Source organism: Brevundimonas sp. DW-iso22 (genome assembly GCF_058725425.1).
In genome coordinates, this window is the sequence record NZ_JBZXEB010000003.1 from 49,314 (window position 1) to 67,686 (window position 18,373).

Consider the following 18,373-nt stretch of genomic DNA (forward strand, 5'->3'; position numbering starts at 1 on the left):
ACATATAAGGACATCCTTATATGTTCAACCCGACCCGCAACTTTCAGGCCGGGTCGGGACGCCCATCGTTACGTGTGCATGTGGCGGGGGGATGCACGCGGGGCAAGACCTGCAGCGGGCTCATCCAAACGCTTGCCCATCCGCGCGACCCGCTTCAAACCTGCCGCATGACGACGCAATCCCTGATCATCGACTGTGACCCCGGCGTGGATGACGCGGTGGCGCTGATGCTGGCGTTCGGCGCGGCGCGGCTGGAGTTGCTGGCGGTGACCACGGTAGGCGGCAATGTGCCGCTGAAGAAGACCACCCGGAACGCCCTGATGCTGCGCCAGATCGCGGGGCGCGAAGACGTTCCGGTGCGCGGCGGAGCAGACCGGCCTCTTCGCCGCAAGCCCGCCAGTGCCAGTGAGTTCCACGGCGAAGAAGGGCTGGGCTATCTGCCGCCGTTCACGCCCGATCGTGGCATCGCCGACGGACATGGCGTGGACGCCATCATCGACAACGTCATGAGCCGCCCCGAAGGCTCCGTCGCCCTGGCCATCCTGGGGCCCATGACCAATCTGGCGCATGCCCTGCGCAAGGAGCCGATGATCCAGAAGCGGCTGGGACCCGTGGCGGTGATGGGCGGCGCCCGCAGCGAAGGCGGCAACATCACCCCCTCTGCCGAGTTCAACATCTGGGCCGATCCGGAGGCGGCGGACGAGGTGCTGCGCAGCGCCTGTCCGGTGGTGATGTTCGGCCTGGACGTGACGCATCAGGTGCGGGCGACCGATGCGCGGATCGCGCGCCTGGCTGCGCTGGGGACCGCACGCGGAGATACGGCAGCGGCGATGATGCGGTTCTCGCAGGACGTGGAAAAACGGATCGTCGGCTGGGACGCACCACCTATCCACGACCCCTGCCCCGTCGCCTGGCTGATGAACCCCGACCTTTTTGAACTGAAGCCCTGCCGGATCGCGGTGGAGGTCCAGAGCGAGCTGACGCGCGGTCACACAGCGGTGGAGTTCCGGGTCGATCCGGAAACGGCTCCGCATCGCTGGGCCACCGGGGTCAAGGCCGACGGCGTCTTCGATCTGATCGCGGAGAGCTGTGCGTGAGGATCACCGTCGTCGGCTCCATCAATCTGGATTTCGTCGCGACTGCCCCCCGCCTGCCCCGTGCGGGCGAGACGGTCACCGGCGCGACCCTGGCCCGCCACCCGGGTGGCAAGGGGGCCAATCAGGCGCTGGCCGCCCAGCGCCTGGGCGCCGAGGTCTGCATGATCGGGCGGGTCGGGCGCGACGGCATGGCCGAGGAGGCACTGGCGCTTCTTCTGGCCGACGATGTCGATACCGGCGGCGTGCTGACCGATGCCGAGGCCCCGACGGGCGTGGCCCTGATCGCCGTCGACCCGGACGGAGAGAACCAGATCGTCGTCGCCGCCGGTGCCAACCACAGCGTCATGCCCGAACAGCTTCCGGCGCGCATCGAGGGTCCTTTGATCCTTCAGATGGAACTGCCCGTCGAGACGGTGGAGGCCGCAGTCGGTCGGGCCACCGACTTCGTCTGCATCAACCTGGCCCCCGCCGCGCCGGTGTCGGACCAGATGCTACGCCGTGCCGACCTGATCGTGGTCAATGAAAACGAGGCCGCCTTCTACGGCGATCTTCTGCATCACGGGGGCGGACGGGTGGTCGTCACGCTCGGTGCACGCGGGGCCGAAATGTACCAGCGTGGAGCCCTGATCGCCTCGGCCACGCCGCCCAAAGTCAAGGCGGTCGACGCCACCGGGGCCGGCGACTGTTTCGTCGGCGCGATCTGCGTCGCCCTGCTGGAGGGCCAGTCGCCCGAAGCCGCCCTGACATTCGCCTGCGCCGCCGGAGCGATCGCCGCGACACGGCCAGGGGCCCAGCCCTCCCTGCCCACGCGGGAAGACGTCGAGGCGATCATTACAAGTTCGTAACTAGGGCTGGCCGATGCGCGGGATAGGGTCTCGGTCCTGTTCAGAGACGACTTGGGGAAATGCCACATGACACGTACTGCCGCGCTGCTGGGCGCCTCGCTTCTGGCCCTCGCCACCCCCGCCTTTTCCCAGACGCCGGCACCGGCACCCATCGTCGTTCCGCCGCTGGAATACACCCACCGCGAGCTGGCCAACGGGCTGGACATCTATGCCATGCCGGATTCCGGCGCAGGCACGGTGACCGTGACTCTGTGGTATGACGTCGGTGGCAAGGACGACCCCCAGGGCCGTTCAGGCTTCGCCCACCTGTTCGAACACATCCTCAGCCGCAAGACGGTGAACACCGCCTATGGCGAGATCGCCACCCTGGTGGCCGATGCTGGCGGCACGCGCAACGCCTCTACGGGCCAGGATTTCACCAACTATTACGAGACCGTGCCGCCCCAGTATCTGGAGGCGATCCTGTGGACTCACGCCGAGCGGATGGCCCGGCCGGTGGTGGACGTGGAGACCTTCAACAACGAACGCGACATCGTGAAGGAGGAGCTGCGCCAGCGGGTCTATGCCCCGCCCTATGGTCGGTTCCAGCGGTTCGTGATCGGCGACAACAGCTTCGACGAAAGCGTCTATCGCCGCAGCGTGATCGGCTCGATCGAGGAGCTGGACGCCGCCACCATCGACGAGGCCCGCGCCTTTCACGAGGCCTACTACCGCCCGGCCACCGCGACCCTGATCGTGTCCGGAGCTTTCGAGCCCGGCCAGCTGGATCGCTGGGTCGATCAGTATTTCGCCGACATCCGGAATCCTGACCGCCCGGTGCCGGTCATGGAGCGCCCGGTCGAGACGCCGCGCACCCAGCCGCGCCTGGTCGAGGCCTATGCCCCGAACGTGCCTCTGCCCGCCGTCGGGACCATCTATCCGGGACCGAAGGCGACCGATGCCGATGCCGCCGCCCTTGAGGTCTTGTCGGTCATCCTCTCTGACGGTGATAGCTCGCGCCTGCACCAGGCCCTGGTCTATCGAACCCAGTTGGCCACCAATGCCAATATCGGCGTCAACGCCATGGAAGAGGACGGCGTCATCGTGGCCACCGCCACGGTCGCGCGCGGCAAATCCATCGCCGATGTCGAGGCCGCCCTGGCCGCCGAGCTGGCCCGGGTACGCGATGAGCCGGTGACGGCCGAGGAGCTGGCCGAAGCCAAGACCGAACTGGCCGCGTCTGACCTGCGCCAGCGGGAAACGTCATCGGGCCGCGCCTTCATTCTGGGCCGGGCCATCGTATCGGAGAACGATCCCGCAGCACCGGACGCGCGTCTGGCAGCCATCCAGGCGGTAACGGCTGCAGACGTCCAGCGCGTGGCCCGCACCTGGCTGAACGAGACGGCGCGGGTCCAGGTCCGTTATCAGGACAACGCCGCCCGCCCCGAGGGCGTGGCCGAGGACGCGTATCTCAACCCGGCCCCCATGCCGACCTTCCTGAGCGTACCCCCGGCCATACTGCCGGCCAATGAACTGGCCCCCGAGGGTCAGCGGATGGCGGCACCGGCCGCCGGCCCGGCACGCCCGATCGCGACGCCCCAGGTGGTCGAACGGCGGCTGTCGAACGGGCTGAGGGTCGTGGCCGCCAGGTCCACGGACCTGCCAATCATGAATGCGCAACTGGTGCTGGGCGGCGGAGCGGCTTCCGACCCCGACGGCAAGGCTGGCCTGGCCTCCATGACCGCCAGTCTCGCGACCCAGGGCGCGGGCGGGCGCTCAGCTCCCGAGATCGCCGCCACACTGGAGCGTCTGGGCGCAGGGATTGGCGGGGGAGCCGGACCGGACGGAACGACCCTGTTCGTTTCCGCGCCTGTCGCCTCGGCCGAGACGGTCGGCCAGGTGCTGGCCGATGTGGTCCAGCGGCCGGACTTTGCCGAGGCGGAGCTGGAGCGCGGCCGGGCCCAGACCATCAACGCCCTGACCGTCAACCTGCGCCAGCCGGGACCGCTGGCGGGGGCGGTGCTGAACCGGATCGCCTATGGCGGGGCCGCCTATGGCCGACCCTCGTCGGGCACACCCGAGAGCGTGGCGACCCTGACGCGCGAGGACGTGGTCGCCCATCACCGCCAGTGGTGGCGACCGGACAATGCCACAGTGGTGATCACCGGCGGCATGACGCCGGAGGACGCCTTCACCTTCGCCGAACGGACCTTCGGCGACTGGACCGCCAATAGTGGTGCGCTACCCACACTGCCGAATCGAGCGGGACAACCCTTGCCCCCTCGCGTGGTTGTCGTGGACCTGCCCGGCGCGGGCCAGGCAGCCGTCACGGCGGCGGTGCGCGCGCCCTTGCGGTCCGACGACGACTGGCACGCGCTGGAGGTGGCCAATGCCGTCATGGGCGGCGGCGGCACTGCGCGGCTGTTCATGGAGATCCGGGCCAAGCGCGGCCTGTCCTACGGGGCCAGTTCCTCGCTGGGCGCGCGGGTGGACGGAGGACTGCTGACCGCGACGACCCAGACCAAGAACGAGAGCGCGGCCGAGGTCGTAGGCCTGGTCCTGGCGGAGTTCGACCGCCTGGCGCGCGAACCGGTGGCCGACGCAGAGGTCACCAACCGCGAGACCTTCCTGACCGGCGGCTATGCCCGCTCGCTGGAGACCACCAGCGGCCTGGGCGGCGTGCTGGCCCAGGCGGTGACCAACGGCCTGCCGCTGTCGACAATCGAAACCTATCCGGCACAGATCGCGGCCACGACCCCGGCGTCCCTGGCGCAAGCCGCCGGTCGGGTCAGTGCGGACCAGGCTTATGTCGTTGTGGTCGGCCAGGCCGCCATGTTCATCGACGCCCTGCGTGCAGCCCATCCAGATGTGGTGGTGATACCGGCCACCGATCTGGACCTGAACAGCCCGACGCTGGGGCTTTAGGCGGGTTGATCTCCTCCCCACGCTTGCGTGGGGAGGACCCGAATTGAGGGTGGAGGGGCAAGCGCCGCCTGTGCCCTCAGGCTTTTGTGCGAAACGTCCTGATCGCCTCAACCGTCTGGCGGACGCTGGCCTCGATCCCGGCCCAGTCGCCCGCCTTGACTGCGGCGTCCGTCACCAGCTTCGACCCCATCCCAGCCGCCACGATGCCCGAGCCGAACCATTGGGCGATGGAGGCCGCGTCAGGGTCGACGCCGCCGGTCGGCATGATCTTTGTCCAGGGCATGGGCCCCATGACGGCCTTGACGAAGTCCGCTCCGCCGACGCTGGCACCCGGAAACAGTTTGACGATCTCGCAGCCCAGTTCCTGGGCCTTCAGGATTTCGCTCACCGAGCCGCAGCCGGGGAAATAGGCGGTCATGCGCCGGTTGCAGGTGCGCGCCACCTCCTCCACCAGACCCGGACTGACCACGAACCGCGCGCCCCGGTTCAGGAACAGGGCGGCGGTCCCTGCATCGACGACCGAGCCGATGCCCAGCACGATGTGCGGATCGGTCTTCTGCAGTTCGCGCGCAATCTCGCCGAACAGGTCGCAGGCAAAGTCACCGCGGTTGGTGAACTCCACCACCGGCGCGCCGCCTCGGGCGCAGGCGCGGATGACGTTCAGGCACACGTCCGCGTCAGGGTGATAGAAGACGGGCGCGACGCCTTGCGCTTCGAGAGCAGTCAGGACGGAAAGACGGTCGTGGCGCATCGGCGTTCAGGCTCCACCGGATTTCGGGACAGACCTGCTTACCCACCGCACGGGCCGTGTCAAAGCGGGCTGCCCAAACTTTGTGTTTCGCGCTTCAGGCGGCGTCGAGCTTCTCGTGCCGGGTCGCCTGGCACAGGTCGCAGAACTCGATCCCGGGACGGCGTCTGTCGGGACGCCAGCGATGGCGTTTGCACTTCAGTCTACGGACAAGGCGGCGCAAGGCGCGAAACATGGCGTCTCTGGTCAACAATCAAGGGTATGTCGGGTGTACGACGCACTTCAAAACGGCGGTTTGCCTTCAAGGTCAAGCTTTTGCGGTCAGATTGACGATGCGGCGCGTCATCGCACTTCCGGAATCGAACAGAGGCTCCAGCACTGTGAAGTGGTTGGCACCTTCGACGGCCTCGAACCGCGTCTCGACCCCCTGCCCGCCCCAGAGGTCGGCCATCATGCGCGACTGGCGGATGAACTCTGCGCTCTCGTCGCCGCCGACCACACAGTCCAGCACCGTTCCACCGGGCGTGGATCCATTGGGCACCGGCCAGTGGATCGGCGACAACGCCGCCGCCTCGCGTGCGTCCAGACCCAGGGCTGCGTTCAGACTGGTCGGGATCAGCGGGGCCAGGTCGAACACACCGCTGATGGCGACAGCTGCGCTGGCCCGCCCCTCGGACAGCATACAGGCCGCCATATGGCCCCCGGCTGAGTGGCCAAAGACGACCGGGCGGGCGCGGTTGGGCGACAGGTCCCGCACCGCCTCCACCGCCTCTCGCACCTGCGACAGGATGCGACCGAGGCGAGCGTCCGGCGCCAGCTCATAGGAAGGGATGGCCAGACTCACGCCATGGGCCAGCAGCGACGGCGCGATACCGCTGAACCACTCCCGCCCCAGAGCCTGCCAGTAGCCACCGTGCAGGAAGACGGCGATGGGCGCACCCGGTGCCGCCTCGAACAGGTCCATGACCTCCCGCTCGCCCGGGCCATAGGCAACCGGACGCGGCGGATGCGCCATCCGCGCGACTTCTGCTCGCACGCGCCAGCCCTCCATCACCGCCGGATGGTCCGGCACCAGGGCGCGGTTGTTGTACTGGGCTTCCAGATCGATCACGTCTGATCCCTTACCTGTCACGTCACCATCCGCTAAAGGTCCGGCACGCTGCGCAAGGGACCTCCGCCATGATGACCGCCATCTTCGTCTTCATCAAATGCGAGTTGGGGCACGCCAATGACGTGGCCGCCGACATGGTGGACAATGTCGAGCATGTGTCTGAGGTCTATTCGACGTCAGGGCAGTACGACCTGCTGGCCAAGTTTCAGCTGCCGAAGGACATGGACATCGGCACCTTCGTGACGAAGTCGGTTCAGACCCGGCCGCACATCCGCGACACATTCACGGTCATCACCTTCTCGCCGTTCCTGCCGTCCAAGGGTTGAACCTAGTTCGAGACGAACGACAGCCGCACCGCGACCCGCGGCAGGGTCCAGCGCGCGGTGTCCAACCGGGCCTGACGCATGGCCGACAGAGCCATTCGCCCAAAGCCCAGCTCGGCCGGCTGATCCTCGGTGGTCCGGCAGTCCGACAACGCGCCCGTCGTCTCGACAGCACAGTCGATCGTCACCACACCACGATCCACCCCTCGCGACAGCGCAGCCGCCGGGTATTCGACCTGCGGGCTGCGGGTCCATGGCACGTCCCTGAAGGGAGTCAGAGGCGTGGGCGCAGCCTCCTGACTGCCGACAAGGCTAAGCAATGCCGCGACGACCAACATCACTTCGCCGGGGCCGTCATCGGCGTCAGAGCCGAAGCGATCGCGCGCTGTGCGGCCAGTTGGTCGGCGGGCAGCGGCACCAGGCCACGGTCCTGCAGATAGCCGCCGCGACCGGCCGAGGCGTCCGACAGATATTCCTGCACGAACTGCTCCAGGCCCGGCGTCACGCCGACATGGGCCTTCTTCACGTAGATGAACATGGAGCGGGAGATCGGATATTCACCAGAGGCGATCGTATCCAGCGTGGGCATCACGCCGTTGACGCTGTGCGCCTTCACCGAGTCGGAGTTCTGCTCGAGGAAGGAATAGCCGAAGGCTCCGGTCGAGCCGGGCGTCCGGCTCAGGGTCTGGACGATGGCATTGTCGTTCTCGCCGGAATCGATCCAGCCGCCGTCTTCACGCAGCGTATGGGCCAGGGTCTCGAACCGGTCGGAATCGCTTTCGGCCAGGGCCGCCAGCGCGGGGATCGCCTTGGCCGACGGGGCCATGGCCAGCTCGACCCAGGAATCGCGCGTGCCCGAGGTGGGGGGCGGGCCATAGACCATGATGCGGGTCGACGGCAGGCCGGGGTTCACGTCGCTCCAGTTGACGTTGGGGTTGGCGACATAGGTGCCGTTCGGCCCCGGAACTTCCTTGGCCAGCGCCAGATACAGGTCGTCACCTTCAAAACCATAATCGGGCGCGTTCAGCGCCGTGGCGATGACCAGGCCGTCATAGCCGATCTTCAGCTCGATGATTTCGGTCACGCCATTGGCCTGACACATGTCGAACTCGGACTTCTTCATCTGGCGCGAGGCATTGGCGATGTCGGGCGTGGCCGGGCCGATGCCCTGACAGAAGGCCTGGATGCCGCCGCCGGTGCCCAGCGATTCGACGCGCGGTGCCGCCCCGCCAGACATACGGGCATAGTTCTCGGCCACGCGGGTCGTGAACGGGAAGACCGTCGAGGAGCCTGCCGCCCAGATGCCCGACCGCGCCGTCTGCGACCCCGCCCCGCCGTCTCCACATGCGCCAAGGGTCAGAAGGGCGAGGGCCGAGGCAGCGGCGAGAAGGGTGCGGGTCATGAGAACAGCTCCGTAAGGTTCGTGGCGCTTAGAACAGAGGATTGTGACGGTTGGACGAAAGGGAAGCCAAGATGTTCCTTGTGCATGGCGGGAGGATTCTGCCGCTAGGACGAAGACCGGGTACGTATTTCGCACGGTTGTCAGACGATGGTCGTGAGGAGACGTTTTCAAAGTGTCGACTAATCGGCAACGATCCGTCTGTACGATCATCACACCAACGTCCGCCTTCAGGTCGCGAGCACGCGCATGGCATCCGTGGTCCGAAGCGACAGGAAATGCCGCCGGGAGCCCATGCGTCCGGAGACCGGATTCGACGAGCCTCCGAGCCGACAGTCACCCGGTCAAACACATCGTGAAGTCGAGACGGTACGGTATCGGAAACCGTCTTCGAACGATCTGCAGGTGACGGGGGCGGTAACCTGCCGGCCCATCCCACCCGTCAAGGGCTAAGCTCTTGCGGACAGCGAATAGCCATACCTGTGCAGTCCCGCTTTTGCTCGCAATTCACGCGCAGATTCCTATATATCTGGGTATGTGGCGCGGATCGGATTCGTGACCCGAAAACAGTCCGTCCAAGGCGGTTTGGCCGCCGCCTTCAGAGGCCCCGATCAGGGGCGTTTCACCGACCGAATAGATGACCGAAAACACCGAGACCGCGCGCAACGTCGATACCGCCGAGGAGGCCGCCTACGGCGCCGATTCCATCAAGGTCCTCAAGGGGCTGGACGCCGTTCGCAAGCGGCCCGGTATGTACATCGGCGACACCGACGACGGCTCGGGCCTGCACCACATGGTGTATGAGGTGGTCGACAATGCCATCGACGAGGCCCTGGCCGGACACGCCGATCTGGTTCAGGTCATTCTGAATGCCGACGGCTCGGTGACCGTCACCGACAACGGTCGCGGCATCCCGACCGACATCCACGGCGAAGAGGGCGTCTCTGCCGCCGAGGTCATCATGACCCAGTTGCACGCGGGCGGTAAGTTCGACCAGAACTCCTACAAGGTTTCCGGCGGCCTGCACGGCGTGGGCGTTTCGGTCGTCAACGCGCTCAGCGACTGGCTGAAGCTGAAAATCTATCGCAACGGCAAGCGCCACGAGATGAAGTTCGAGCGCGGCGACACGGTCGAAAGCCTGGTCATCACCGGTGACGCCCCCATCCGCGAGACGGGGGACAAGGCGGGCCAGCCCCTGTCGGGCACCGAGGTCACCTTCTATCCGTCGGTGACGACGTTCAGCCACATCGACTTCGACCTGAAGACGCTGGAACACCGCCTGCGCGAACTGGCCTTCCTGAACTCGGGCGTTGTGATCAAGCTGCGCGACGATCGCGGGGCCGAACCCTTCGAGGAAATCCTGCACTACGAAGGCGGCGTCGAGGCCTTCGTGCGCCACCTGGACAAGTCCAAGTCGCCGATCCTGAAGGACGTCATCGTCATTCGCGGCAAGAAGGAAGGGATCGAGATCGATCTGGCCCTGTGGTGGAACGACAGCTACCACGAGACCATGCTGTGCTTCACCAACAACATCCCCCAGCGGGATGGAGGCACCCACCTGTCGGCCTTCCGGGCCAGCCTGACCCGCGTCATGGGTGGCTATATCGACGCCGCCGGTGCCGCCAAGAAGGAGAAGGTCTCCGTCAGTGGCGAGGACGCCCGCGAGGGCCTGACCTGCGTTCTGTCGGTCAAGGTGCCGGACCCCAAATTCAGCTCCCAGACCAAGGACAAGCTGGTCTCGTCCGAAGTCCGCCCGGCCGTCGAGGGTCTGTGCTCCGAGGGCCTGTCGCAATGGTTCGAAGAACACCCTGCCGAAGCCAAACAGGTGGTCGCCAAGATCATCGAGGCCGCCGCCGCCCGCGAGGCCGCCCGCAAGGCGCGCGACCTTACGCGCCGCAAGACGGCCATGGAAATCTCCAGCCTGCCCGGTAAGCTGGCCGACTGTCAGGAACGCGATCCGGCCAAGTCCGAACTGTTCATCGTCGAGGGCGACAGCGCCGGCGGCTCTGCCAAACAGGCTCGCAACCGCGAGAACCAGGCCGTCCTGCCTCTGCGCGGCAAGATTCTGAACGTCGAGCGGGCGCGGTTTGACCGCATGCTGTCGTCCGAACTGATCGGGACGCTCATTCTGGCGCTGGGCACCGGCATCGGCCGTGACGACTTCAACGCCGACAAGCTGCGCTATCACAAGATCATCCTGATGGCCGACGCCGACGTCGACGGCGCCCACATCCGGACCCTGTTGTTGACCTTCTTCTACCGGCAGATGCCGGAATTGATCGAGCGCGGTCACGTCTACATCGCCCAGCCGCCGCTCTACAAAGTCTCCAAGGGCAAGCAGTCGCGCTACCTCAAGGACCAGTCCGAAATGGACTCCTATCTGATCGAGGAGGGCTCATCCGAGGCGGAACTGGATCTGCCGACGGGCGAGCGCCGGACCGGCATGGACCTGCAATCCCTGGTACGCGAAGCCAAGGCGTTCAAGGCCGGCGTTGATCGCCTGTCGCAGCGCGCCCCCGCCTTCGCGGTCGAACAGGCCGCACTGGCTGGTCTGTTCGATGAAGACGCTGCCGATCCGGCCAAGGCGGCGGCCCGGCTGAACCTTTATGCCGAAGAGGGTGACGGCGACTGGTCCGGCGCACCAGGTGCCCAGGGAGCCGTGGTCTTTGAACGTGTGCGCCGCGCCGTCACCGAACGGATCGTGCTGGAGGAAGCCCTCATCCGGTCCCAGGATGCACGCCGGCTGGCCGAGCGCTCGGTCGCTTTCGACGGCCTGTTCTCGACCCCGTCGGTCTATCGCCGCAAGGATAAATCCGTGACCATTCGCGGTCCGCTCGACCTGCTCGAGGCCGTCCTGGACGCTGGCAAGAAGGGTCTGGCCATCCAGCGCTACAAGGGCCTGGGCGAGATGAACCCCGAACAGCTGTGGGAGACCACCCTGGACGCCAACGCCCGCACCTTGTTGCAGGTGTCGGTCGAGCATCAGGAGGATGCCTCCGACCTGTTCGCCAAGCTCATGGGCGACGTGGTCGAGCCGCGTCGCGAGTTCATCCAGGCCAACGCGCTGGATGCCGCCGTGGATGCCTGATGCTGTTGGCTAGATGGGCGGCAGTACCCGCCCCGCGTCGACGAAGGCTTTGATCGAGGGCCATGTCGGTGGGGCGGCGCGCATTCCGTCACAGGCGATCTGTTTCAGGTATTCGGGCAGGGTGTTGGCGCGGATCGGCACCCAGCTGCCGCCTTCTTCGGGAACGCGGTCTGCTTCGGATCCGTCTTCGCCATATTCGACGATGCCCGCAGTCCGCCACTGACCGGCATTGCAGTTGAACTCGTAGGTCTCGATAGAATGACTGTAGTCAGCCGCGTCGCCACTACGCGGTACAGTCGCCACCGACACGATCGTGACGTCACCGGTCACCACGATGCTGTCCACCTCGATCATGAATGCGTTGTTCGGACTGCGTGATACGGAATTCCAGTTTTCGGCCATAACCGGCCCCGCACAGACCAGAAGAAACGCTCCGCAAAGTAGCGACACTCTCATGACAATCTCCCCGTTCCCGGAGATATCATGCGCTACATTCGTGCCTTGGCAAGAGGATGTAGCCCCAAGGCGTCAGCCGACCAGATAGGCCGCGCCGCCATCGATCGGGCAGGTCGCCCCGTGGACAGTCACATCGGCCTCGCCAAATGACAGGCCAAGAGTGTCGAGAACACCGTTGACTACGCCATCCAGCACCGGCCCCAGAGGTGACAGCAACCCGCTCAGAGACTGGGTCAGATTACCCAGCCCCAAACCCAGTCCGACCACCTTTACATCCAGTTGCATTCTGCCCAGCAACGAGGACACAAGGCCGGACGTGAAGCCGGTCGATTTTACGGTTTGCGGCGTCTGGCTCGTGATCTGGGCATCGCTGAAGGTCACTGGCTTGAAGCTCTGATCCGCCGCTTCAATATCCGCTGCCGCCTTGATGACGATCAGACCGGCAACGTTCACCAGGGACGCCGCCTGAACGGCAGGCGCGGCCTTGAAGTCATCGAGGGCGGCAATGCTGGTCGTGCCGATCCGCGCCCTTGCTACGCCTGGCCGGACGCCCAGACGCACCGATCGAGCGCCCTCACAGTCTATCGCTTCCAGTCGCGCCTCCGACGATGCCAGCTCGACCAACAGGGGCACCTTGACCTGGGCCAGTCCTGACAAACTCTGGCTCGTCCTTGCTTCGATATAAAGCCGCGCCTGGGCTGTACGGATGATGGGCTGGCCCGACTTGGCCACCGCCAGCCAGGGCGATCGGTTCGGCCGTTCCCCGATGGCCAGCCAGACGTCCAGATCAGCCAGCCCGGCCCTGGCTCCCAGATCAAGCGCGACCTGTCGATCGCCACTGGAGAGCTCCAATACGGCATTGGACAGGTCCAGAGCCGACACGGCAACCTCCAGTCCGCCTCGCAGCCCTTGTTCAGCGCCCGCTTCCGCCCCGATCAACTGGCCGACCTGAAATCTTTGGCCATCTGCTGCACGCGCCAGTCGGTTCAACCCACTATCCGCTCCATCCGTCAGGGTCTCGAGAATGCGCAAGGCGTCTCCTGCATCGACGTCCTGGGCCAGCAAGGTCTCGTAGTCTCCCACCGTCACGCCGGCATGTGTCGCCAAGGCGTCCGTAAAGCCCAGCAGGTCAACATTCACATCCGCCAGAGACCGATAGTCCATCAGGCTCAGCGAGACCTGGCTGCCGGTAAGCCCGCTCAACACCTGGTTTGCCAAGCCCCCATCCAGCGCGGCAAGGCGCGAACCTATGGACAGCGTGGCCATGGGCTCGGCAGAACGAACAGCTGCAGTGCCTGTCCGCTTCACCTCGACCCGATCCTTGCCCAAAAGCCATCGTGAGAACCAGACTTGAGCAGGCATAGTGACCGTTACCTGCGCGGCGTTGGCGTCTGTGTCGCCTGGAATGAATCTTTCACTCGGCGCAAGCGAAGCGTTCGGAGCATAGACCCCTGTTGCAGTCATGATCTGCAAGTCTAGTCCGACGTTGGCCTTTGCTGTGGCTTCCGCAGCCTGCTCGGCGTTAGCAAGGTCGCGCGCGGCCGCCAGCGCGCTGAGGTCTGCCGCCGATTGGGCCCGTCGTGCAGCCAGCGCTATAGAGCCACCGTCGATGACGACTGCTGCCAGCAAACAGGCAAGGCCCGCCCCCACAGCCGCCATGGTGGCGATTCCCCCCTTGCGGCACCGCCGGAGGGACTGGCATCGCGGACGCATCAATAGCCTCCTGTACGGATCACCGCTTCTCGGCGGATAGTGCGGGGGGGCGACGGGACAAGCCTTGCCAGCGCCATCAGCGGATGGCCGGATGCGTCATAGGTTATGGTGACCCGGATTGCTCCCGTATCGCTGGTCACTTCAACCTGAACCGCTTCGGGGTCGAGAATCGTAGCGCCGTCCAGCGAGCCGGACACGGCAGATCGCGCCAATGTATCGCGCTCGTCTACGTCGATACCTGCAATCGCCGCCCTTGCACCTTCGGCCGCCAGATGCTGGACCCCCTGCGCCATCCACATCCAGCCGCCGTAAACGACTGAACCAATCAAGAGCAGGATGAACAAGGGTCCAACCATTGCGAACTCGACTGCAGCCGAGCCTCGCTCAGACCTATGAGGTCGCTTGAGTCGTCCACGCATGGCCTTCTCCCTAAACGAGAGGTCACTATGCAACCTTAGCGTTAAGTGTGCGTGAAGGCGGGCGAAAATAATCCAGGCCGACCCGCTGGAGGTCATTCGTCCTGCTCACGCAAGGCAGGCTATCAACCTGAAAACAGTCGGCAATATACCTATGCCGGTTCGTAAGGTCCGGCGCAGAATGAACACGGGCCGGTCCCTGATCCGTACCGGCCTGCGGCCGAGTTGGCATGCCGGGGGGGCCGCCTCCTGAATCGAACGCGCCTGTTCCGGCCTGGAACAGAACTCTGACCGGACACGGCTTGCGCCGGGCTATCCGTTCATCGACACCAAGCTGGGCGATCAAGGCTGAAAAGGATTGGACGCCGGGTCCTGTCCTGCTTGGACTCGAAAAGTCAGAACTGTCTCGACAGCGTGACAAAGACCCGCCAGTCATTGTCAGTCTCTGTATAGGGGACCCAGTCGAGAGGCTTGGCGAGCTCGGCCCTGAAGGTCGTTCTGTCCTTGAACGTGACCCTCACGCCGACGCCGGCAGAGGACAACTCGTTGGAGCGGGTGCCGGTACGCGTATAGTTGGAAACCGAGGCCGCATCGTAGAAGGCGTAGGTCTGGAAGAAACTGACCGGGGCAAAGTCAGGGTCCCATCCTGCACGCAGTTCGATCGCGGCCGCCGCCCCCATGTCCCCGCTGACCTCGCCATAGTTGTAGGCGCGGCCGTAGGTCGGTCCACCCACGGAAAACTCTTCCGAGCTCAGAAGCGGATCGTTGGACCACTGTCCCGAAACCTCGGCGTAGATGCCGAGAAAGCGCCAGACGTCTGTGTAGCCCGAAACTCGTGCATTGAGCTTGGTGAAGATGCCATCTGCGTTGCTGCGGGAGAGGTTGGGAGCGTTCCCCACCGTTGCTCCAAATGCTTCCAGGCCCTGCGAGACTTCCAGGCTGCTGGACAGATATCCGTCGGCAAACCGCTGCCAGGCAAACAAGGATGCCCGCGCGACCGCCAATGTCTCATCAGCGCGACCCGATTGGGCATAGGTCTGCTGCTTCTCTCGAACATCAAGGCTCGTATTGAGCCACAGGCTCTGCTTGCGTTTGCGGATCAGCGGTTGGGCCAGGTTCATCCAGACTTCGACGCTCTGCCCACTGAGGCGGCCGTTTGTCGAGGAGGGCTTGGCATTTGTGGTGTAGCCTGAGACCCCGGCTTCAAGACGACGTCCATCACTCAGTGGCAGAGAGTAGCCCCACTTGGCCGATGTCAGTTCGTCGGGGTTTTGAGGGGTCGTCGACGCGGCCAGGGTCATCTGGTCGCCATCTGCGATTATCGAGTTCGCCGCAGCGGAAACATAGACCTGCCATGGACCTTGCGTATCGGATCCGCGGTTGGTGACGCGGGCGTAAGCCGAGTATCTTTCAAACTCCGGCGTCACGACAAGCCGATGGCCAGCTGGATCACCCAGCACAGGTTCGATCCGACTCTCCAGGGAATAACCGGGCAGATCGGCGGCCAGCGTCAGCCGACGATCAAGCTCGGCAATCGTCGTGGGGTCGCGTCGCCCCAACGGGCCAACAAGGGCTCGGATAGTCGAAGGATCGGACCCTTCAACAATGACCTCGTCGATGTAGCCTTCGTAAACGACGATCGTCGCCAGGCCGCTTACGCCATCGTGTGGAGCCACGGCGGCGCGCGTCAGGAAATAGCCCTCGGCGCGATAGTGATCGGTAATGGAAGCGGCGACCTTCACCAGGTCTTCAACCGCGACCGGGCGCGTCAGATAGTCTTCATAGGTGTAGGCCAGCTCTGACGCAGGGAAGGCTGAGACACCCTGTAGCTGAACGCCCGTCAGGACAAAGCAGGCCTGCTCACATTCAGGAACGTCTGATGCCACAGCCGCGCCCGATAGAGCGCCTCCCGCCACAAGAGCTGCGAAAATCGCGGCTTTTTGCAATAGACGACAAGTAAAACGCAAATAACTGGGCACTATGTCGGCTTCCGGACACAAACTGGACAGTCCTGATCATACCGATGCCTGATTAAGTTCAGATTAAGTCTGCCGCTTAAGGGCCTCGTAGCTAAGCGAGGGTAAAAGTGATTGCGTAAAACAGTGCGCCGAGGGTTCTGGACGTGGTAAAACTCAAGTTAATCGTGGTCACACTGGCCATACTTCTGATCTTCGGCCCAACATCAGCCTGGGCTGCCGACTGGCGGCTGCGTGAAGTCAGCGGCGGCGTCCGGGTGGCAGTACCCGCACGGGCCATCGCCCCAGGCGTTGTCGGCCAGATGCTTCCGATCGGAACCAGTGTGACGACGGGCGGTAACGGTCGGGCCGTGATTACCAACGGCGATCAGCGCATTGTCGTCGGGCCGAACAGCCGCACGACCCTGGCGGCAGAGCAGCGTGGCATGACCCGTATCCTTCAGGATCTCGGGTCGGCGCTTTTCCAAGTGGATCGACAAAGACAACAGCATTTCCGCGTCGAAACCCCCCTTCTCGCCGCCGTCGTTAAAGGCACGACCTTCACTGTCAGCGTCGACTCGCAGGGCGACCGGGTGCACGTGTCCGAAGGCCTGGTCGAAGTGCGGGCGATCAGCGGCAACGCTGGAGGTGATGTGGGCCCGGGCGCGACCGGTGTCGTATCGCGCACCCAGCCGGATTCGGTTGAGATCACAGCCCCTTCGGCAAACGTGGTCGTCACAGGCCCCGTTGTGGCGCTGGCTCCCATCGACTTCAAGGAAGTGACTGGCGGCCTGGTACAGAACCCTCCGGCGACTCTGGCGTCGCTGCCCCCAACATCAAGCCCCACCGGCGGCACTACCGGTAATACCAGCACCCTTGGCGGCAGTTCCGTCGCCAGTGCCGGTGGAGGATCGAACGCAGCGGGTACGGGAAATAGCAGTGCGGGCGCAAACTCCGGCGGGGCCGGCAATGGAGGTAACAGCCCTTCGGGGAGCGGGAACGGAAATGCAGGTGAGGGTCCTCCTCCCGGCCTGCCGGGTGGCGGAGCCGGATCCGACGATCCGGGTGATAATGATGACTCCGGCTCCGGTGCACCCGGCAACGGCGGCGGCAATGGAGGCCCCGGCACACCTGGGGGTCCAGGAAACGGTGGCGGCAACTCCGGTGGCGGCAATGGAGGCGGTGGCTCCGACGACGACGATGGCGGCGATGGTGGTCCCGGCACGCCTGGCGGTCCCGGTAACGGGGGCGGCAACGGCGGCGGCAACGGCGGTCCCGGCAACGGCGGTGGCAACTCCGGCGGCGGCAACGGCGGTCCCGGCACGCCCGGTGGTCCCGGAAGCGGTGGCGGCAACGGCGGCGGCAACGGAGGCGGTGGCTCCGACGACGACGGCGATGACGGCAATGGTGGTCCCGGCACGCCCGGTGGCCCCGGTAACGGGGGCGGCAACGGCGGCGGCAACGGCGGTCCCGGCACGCCCGGCGGTCCCGGCAACGGCGGTGGCAACTCCGGAGGCGGCAATGGAGGCGGTGGCTCCGACGACGACGGCGATGACGACGACGATGGCGGCAATGGTGGTCCCGGCACGCCCGGTGGCCCCGGTAACGGGGGCGGAAACGGCGGCGGCAACGGTGGTCCCGGCACACCTGGCGGTCCCGGCAACGGCGGTGGCAACTCCGGCGGCGGCAATGGAGGCCCCGGCACACCTGGCGGTCCCGGAAACGGCGGCGGCAACGGCGGCGGCAATGGAGGCGGTGGCTCCGACGACGACGGCGATGACGACGACGATGGCGGCAATGGTGGTCCCGGCAACGGCGGCGGGAATGGCGGTCCCGGCACGCCCGGTGGTCCCGGAAACGGTGGCGGCAACTCCGGTGGCGGCAATGGAGGCGGTGGCTCCGACGACGACGGCGATGACGACGACGATGGCGGCAATGGTGGTCCCGGAAACGGCGGCGGCAACGGTGGTCCCGGAAACGGTGGCGGCAACTCCGGCGGCGGCAATGGAGGCGGTGGCTCCGATGACGACGATGATGATGACGACGACGACGGCGGCAACGGTGGCGGCCGTGGGGGCGGTGGCTCCGATGATGACGACGATGATGATGACGACAACGGCGGCAACGGCGGCGGCCGTGGGGGCGGTGGCTCCGGCGACGACGATGATGATGATGACGACGACGGCGGCAACGGCGGTGGCCGCGGGGGCGGTGGCTCCGACGACGACGATGATGATGATGACGACGACGACGACGGCGGCAACGGCGGTGGCCGCGGGGGCGGTGGCTCCGACGACGACGATGATGGGGACGACTGA

General features: G+C 65.6%; 14 protein-coding genes and 1 pseudogene. 6 read left to right on the forward strand and 9 right to left on the reverse strand.

Features of this window, described 5'->3' with window-relative positions; all coding sequences use genetic code 11:
• Positions 1 to 167: 167 nt before the first annotated feature.
• The 3 genes from AC4PRM_RS03840 to AC4PRM_RS03850 all read left to right on the forward strand — a co-directional run bounded on the left by AC4PRM_RS03840 (position 168) and on the right by AC4PRM_RS03850 (position 4,846).
• A complete protein-coding gene (locus AC4PRM_RS03840; RefSeq protein WP_492038858.1) occupies positions 168 to 1,097 on the forward strand; it encodes a nucleoside hydrolase in 930 nt (309 codons plus the stop codon).
• Positions 1,094 to 1,942 (forward strand): ribokinase, encoded by an 849-nt coding sequence (locus tag AC4PRM_RS03845; RefSeq protein WP_373257033.1) that lies wholly within the window; start codon positions 1,094 to 1,096, stop codon positions 1,940 to 1,942. The genes AC4PRM_RS03840 and AC4PRM_RS03845 overlap by 4 nt, the downstream gene beginning before the upstream one ends.
• Before the next feature lie 66 nt (positions 1,943 to 2,008).
• Positions 2,009 to 4,846, forward strand: coding sequence for a M16 family metallopeptidase (locus tag AC4PRM_RS03850; RefSeq protein ID WP_492038859.1), 2,838 nt, complete (start codon positions 2,009 to 2,011; stop codon positions 4,844 to 4,846).
• Positions 4,847 to 4,922: 76 nt separating this feature from the next.
• Here AC4PRM_RS03850 and AC4PRM_RS03855 read toward each other — a convergent pair whose 3' ends face one another.
• Positions 4,923 to 5,597, reverse strand: a complete 675-nt coding sequence (locus AC4PRM_RS03855) for a bifunctional 4-hydroxy-2-oxoglutarate aldolase/2-dehydro-3-deoxy-phosphogluconate aldolase (RefSeq protein WP_492038860.1) — start codon at positions 5,595 to 5,597, stop codon at positions 4,923 to 4,925.
• A 304-nt stretch (positions 5,598 to 5,901) separates the two neighbouring features.
• Positions 5,902 to 6,705: an alpha/beta hydrolase gene (locus AC4PRM_RS03860; protein ID WP_492038861.1), complete on the reverse strand. Its 804-nt coding sequence runs from the start codon at positions 6,703 to 6,705 to the stop codon at positions 5,902 to 5,904.
• Between the two features lie 68 nt (positions 6,706 to 6,773).
• On the opposite strand from AC4PRM_RS03860, the gene AC4PRM_RS03865 reads away from it, so the two are divergent.
• On the forward strand, positions 6,774 to 7,031 hold the full coding sequence (locus AC4PRM_RS03865; RefSeq protein WP_373257029.1) for an Lrp/AsnC ligand binding domain-containing protein: 258 nt from the start codon (positions 6,774 to 6,776) through the stop codon (positions 7,029 to 7,031).
• Positions 7,032 to 7,033: 2 nt separating this feature from the next.
• Here AC4PRM_RS03865 and AC4PRM_RS03870 read toward each other — a convergent pair whose 3' ends face one another.
• Positions 7,034 to 7,366 (reverse strand): hypothetical protein, encoded by a 333-nt coding sequence (locus tag AC4PRM_RS03870; protein ID WP_492038862.1) that lies wholly within the window; start codon positions 7,364 to 7,366, stop codon positions 7,034 to 7,036.
• Positions 7,366 to 8,430, reverse strand: coding sequence for a substrate-binding domain-containing protein (locus tag AC4PRM_RS03875; protein WP_492038863.1), 1,065 nt, complete (start codon positions 8,428 to 8,430; stop codon positions 7,366 to 7,368). The genes AC4PRM_RS03870 and AC4PRM_RS03875 overlap by 1 nt, the downstream gene beginning before the upstream one ends.
• A 634-nt stretch (positions 8,431 to 9,064) precedes the next feature.
• Here AC4PRM_RS03875 and gyrB point away from each other — a divergent pair.
• On the forward strand, positions 9,065 to 11,515 hold the full coding sequence (gene gyrB, locus AC4PRM_RS03880; RefSeq protein WP_373257026.1) for a DNA topoisomerase (ATP-hydrolyzing) subunit B: 2,451 nt from the start codon (positions 9,065 to 9,067) through the stop codon (positions 11,513 to 11,515).
• A gap of 9 nt (positions 11,516 to 11,524) precedes the next feature.
• Here the strand turns inward: gyrB and AC4PRM_RS03885 are convergent, their stop codons facing one another.
• From AC4PRM_RS03885 to AC4PRM_RS03905, 5 genes and pseudogenes are all read right to left on the reverse strand, one after another.
• On the reverse strand, positions 11,525 to 11,971 hold the full coding sequence (locus tag AC4PRM_RS03885; RefSeq protein ID WP_487921088.1) for a surface-adhesin E family protein: 447 nt from the start codon (positions 11,969 to 11,971) through the stop codon (positions 11,525 to 11,527).
• Between the two features lie 72 nt (positions 11,972 to 12,043).
• On the reverse strand, positions 12,044 to 13,237 hold the full coding sequence (locus AC4PRM_RS03890) for a Tad domain-containing protein (protein WP_492039183.1): 1,194 nt from the start codon (positions 13,235 to 13,237) through the stop codon (positions 12,044 to 12,046).
• A gap of 51 nt (positions 13,238 to 13,288) precedes the next feature.
• Positions 13,289 to 13,684: pseudogene (locus AC4PRM_RS03895) on the reverse strand (pilus assembly protein TadG-related protein); the annotation flags it as partial.
• Entirely contained in the window at positions 13,684 to 14,103 is a 420-nt protein-coding gene (locus AC4PRM_RS03900) for a TadE/TadG family type IV pilus assembly protein (protein ID WP_492038864.1), read from the reverse strand. The pseudogene AC4PRM_RS03895 and the gene AC4PRM_RS03900, both read right to left, overlap by 1 nt.
• A gap of 392 nt (positions 14,104 to 14,495) precedes the next feature.
• A complete protein-coding gene (locus tag AC4PRM_RS03905) occupies positions 14,496 to 16,079 on the reverse strand; it encodes a ShlB/FhaC/HecB family hemolysin secretion/activation protein (protein WP_373257023.1) in 1,584 nt (527 codons plus the stop codon).
• Between the two features lie 143 nt (positions 16,080 to 16,222).
• Between AC4PRM_RS03905 and AC4PRM_RS03910 the strand changes: the two genes are divergently transcribed.
• Positions 16,223 to 18,373, forward strand: a complete 2,151-nt coding sequence (locus AC4PRM_RS03910; protein WP_492038865.1) for a FecR domain-containing protein — start codon at positions 16,223 to 16,225, stop codon at positions 18,371 to 18,373.

Bases quoted from the DNA above. Each gene is read 5' to 3' on its own strand.
- AC4PRM_RS03840 (WP_492038858.1), top strand. From the start codon at position 168: ATGACGACGCAATCCCTGATCATCGACTGTGACCCCGGCGTGGATGAC.
- AC4PRM_RS03850 (WP_492038859.1), top strand. From the start codon at position 2,009: ATGACACGTACTGCCGCGCTGCTGGGCGCCTCGCTTCTGGCCCTCGCC.
- AC4PRM_RS03855 (WP_492038860.1), bottom strand. From the start codon at position 5,597: ATGCGCCACGACCGTCTTTCCGTCCTGACTGCTCTCGAAGCGCAAGGC.
- AC4PRM_RS03865 (WP_373257029.1), top strand. From the start codon at position 6,774: ATGATGACCGCCATCTTCGTCTTCATCAAATGCGAGTTGGGGCACGCC.
- AC4PRM_RS03870 (WP_492038862.1), bottom strand. From the start codon at position 7,366: ATGTTGGTCGTCGCGGCATTGCTTAGCCTTGTCGGCAGTCAGGAGGCT.
- AC4PRM_RS03875 (WP_492038863.1), bottom strand. From the start codon at position 8,430: ATGACCCGCACCCTTCTCGCCGCTGCCTCGGCCCTCGCCCTTCTGACC.
- gyrB (WP_373257026.1), top strand. From the start codon at position 9,065: ATGACCGAAAACACCGAGACCGCGCGCAACGTCGATACCGCCGAGGAG.
- AC4PRM_RS03885 (WP_487921088.1), bottom strand. From the start codon at position 11,971: ATGAGAGTGTCGCTACTTTGCGGAGCGTTTCTTCTGGTCTGTGCGGGG.
- AC4PRM_RS03890 (WP_492039183.1), bottom strand. From the start codon at position 13,237: ATGGCCACGCTGTCCATAGGTTCGCGCCTTGCCGCGCTGGATGGGGGC.
- AC4PRM_RS03900 (WP_492038864.1), bottom strand. From the start codon at position 14,103: ATGCGTGGACGACTCAAGCGACCTCATAGGTCTGAGCGAGGCTCGGCT.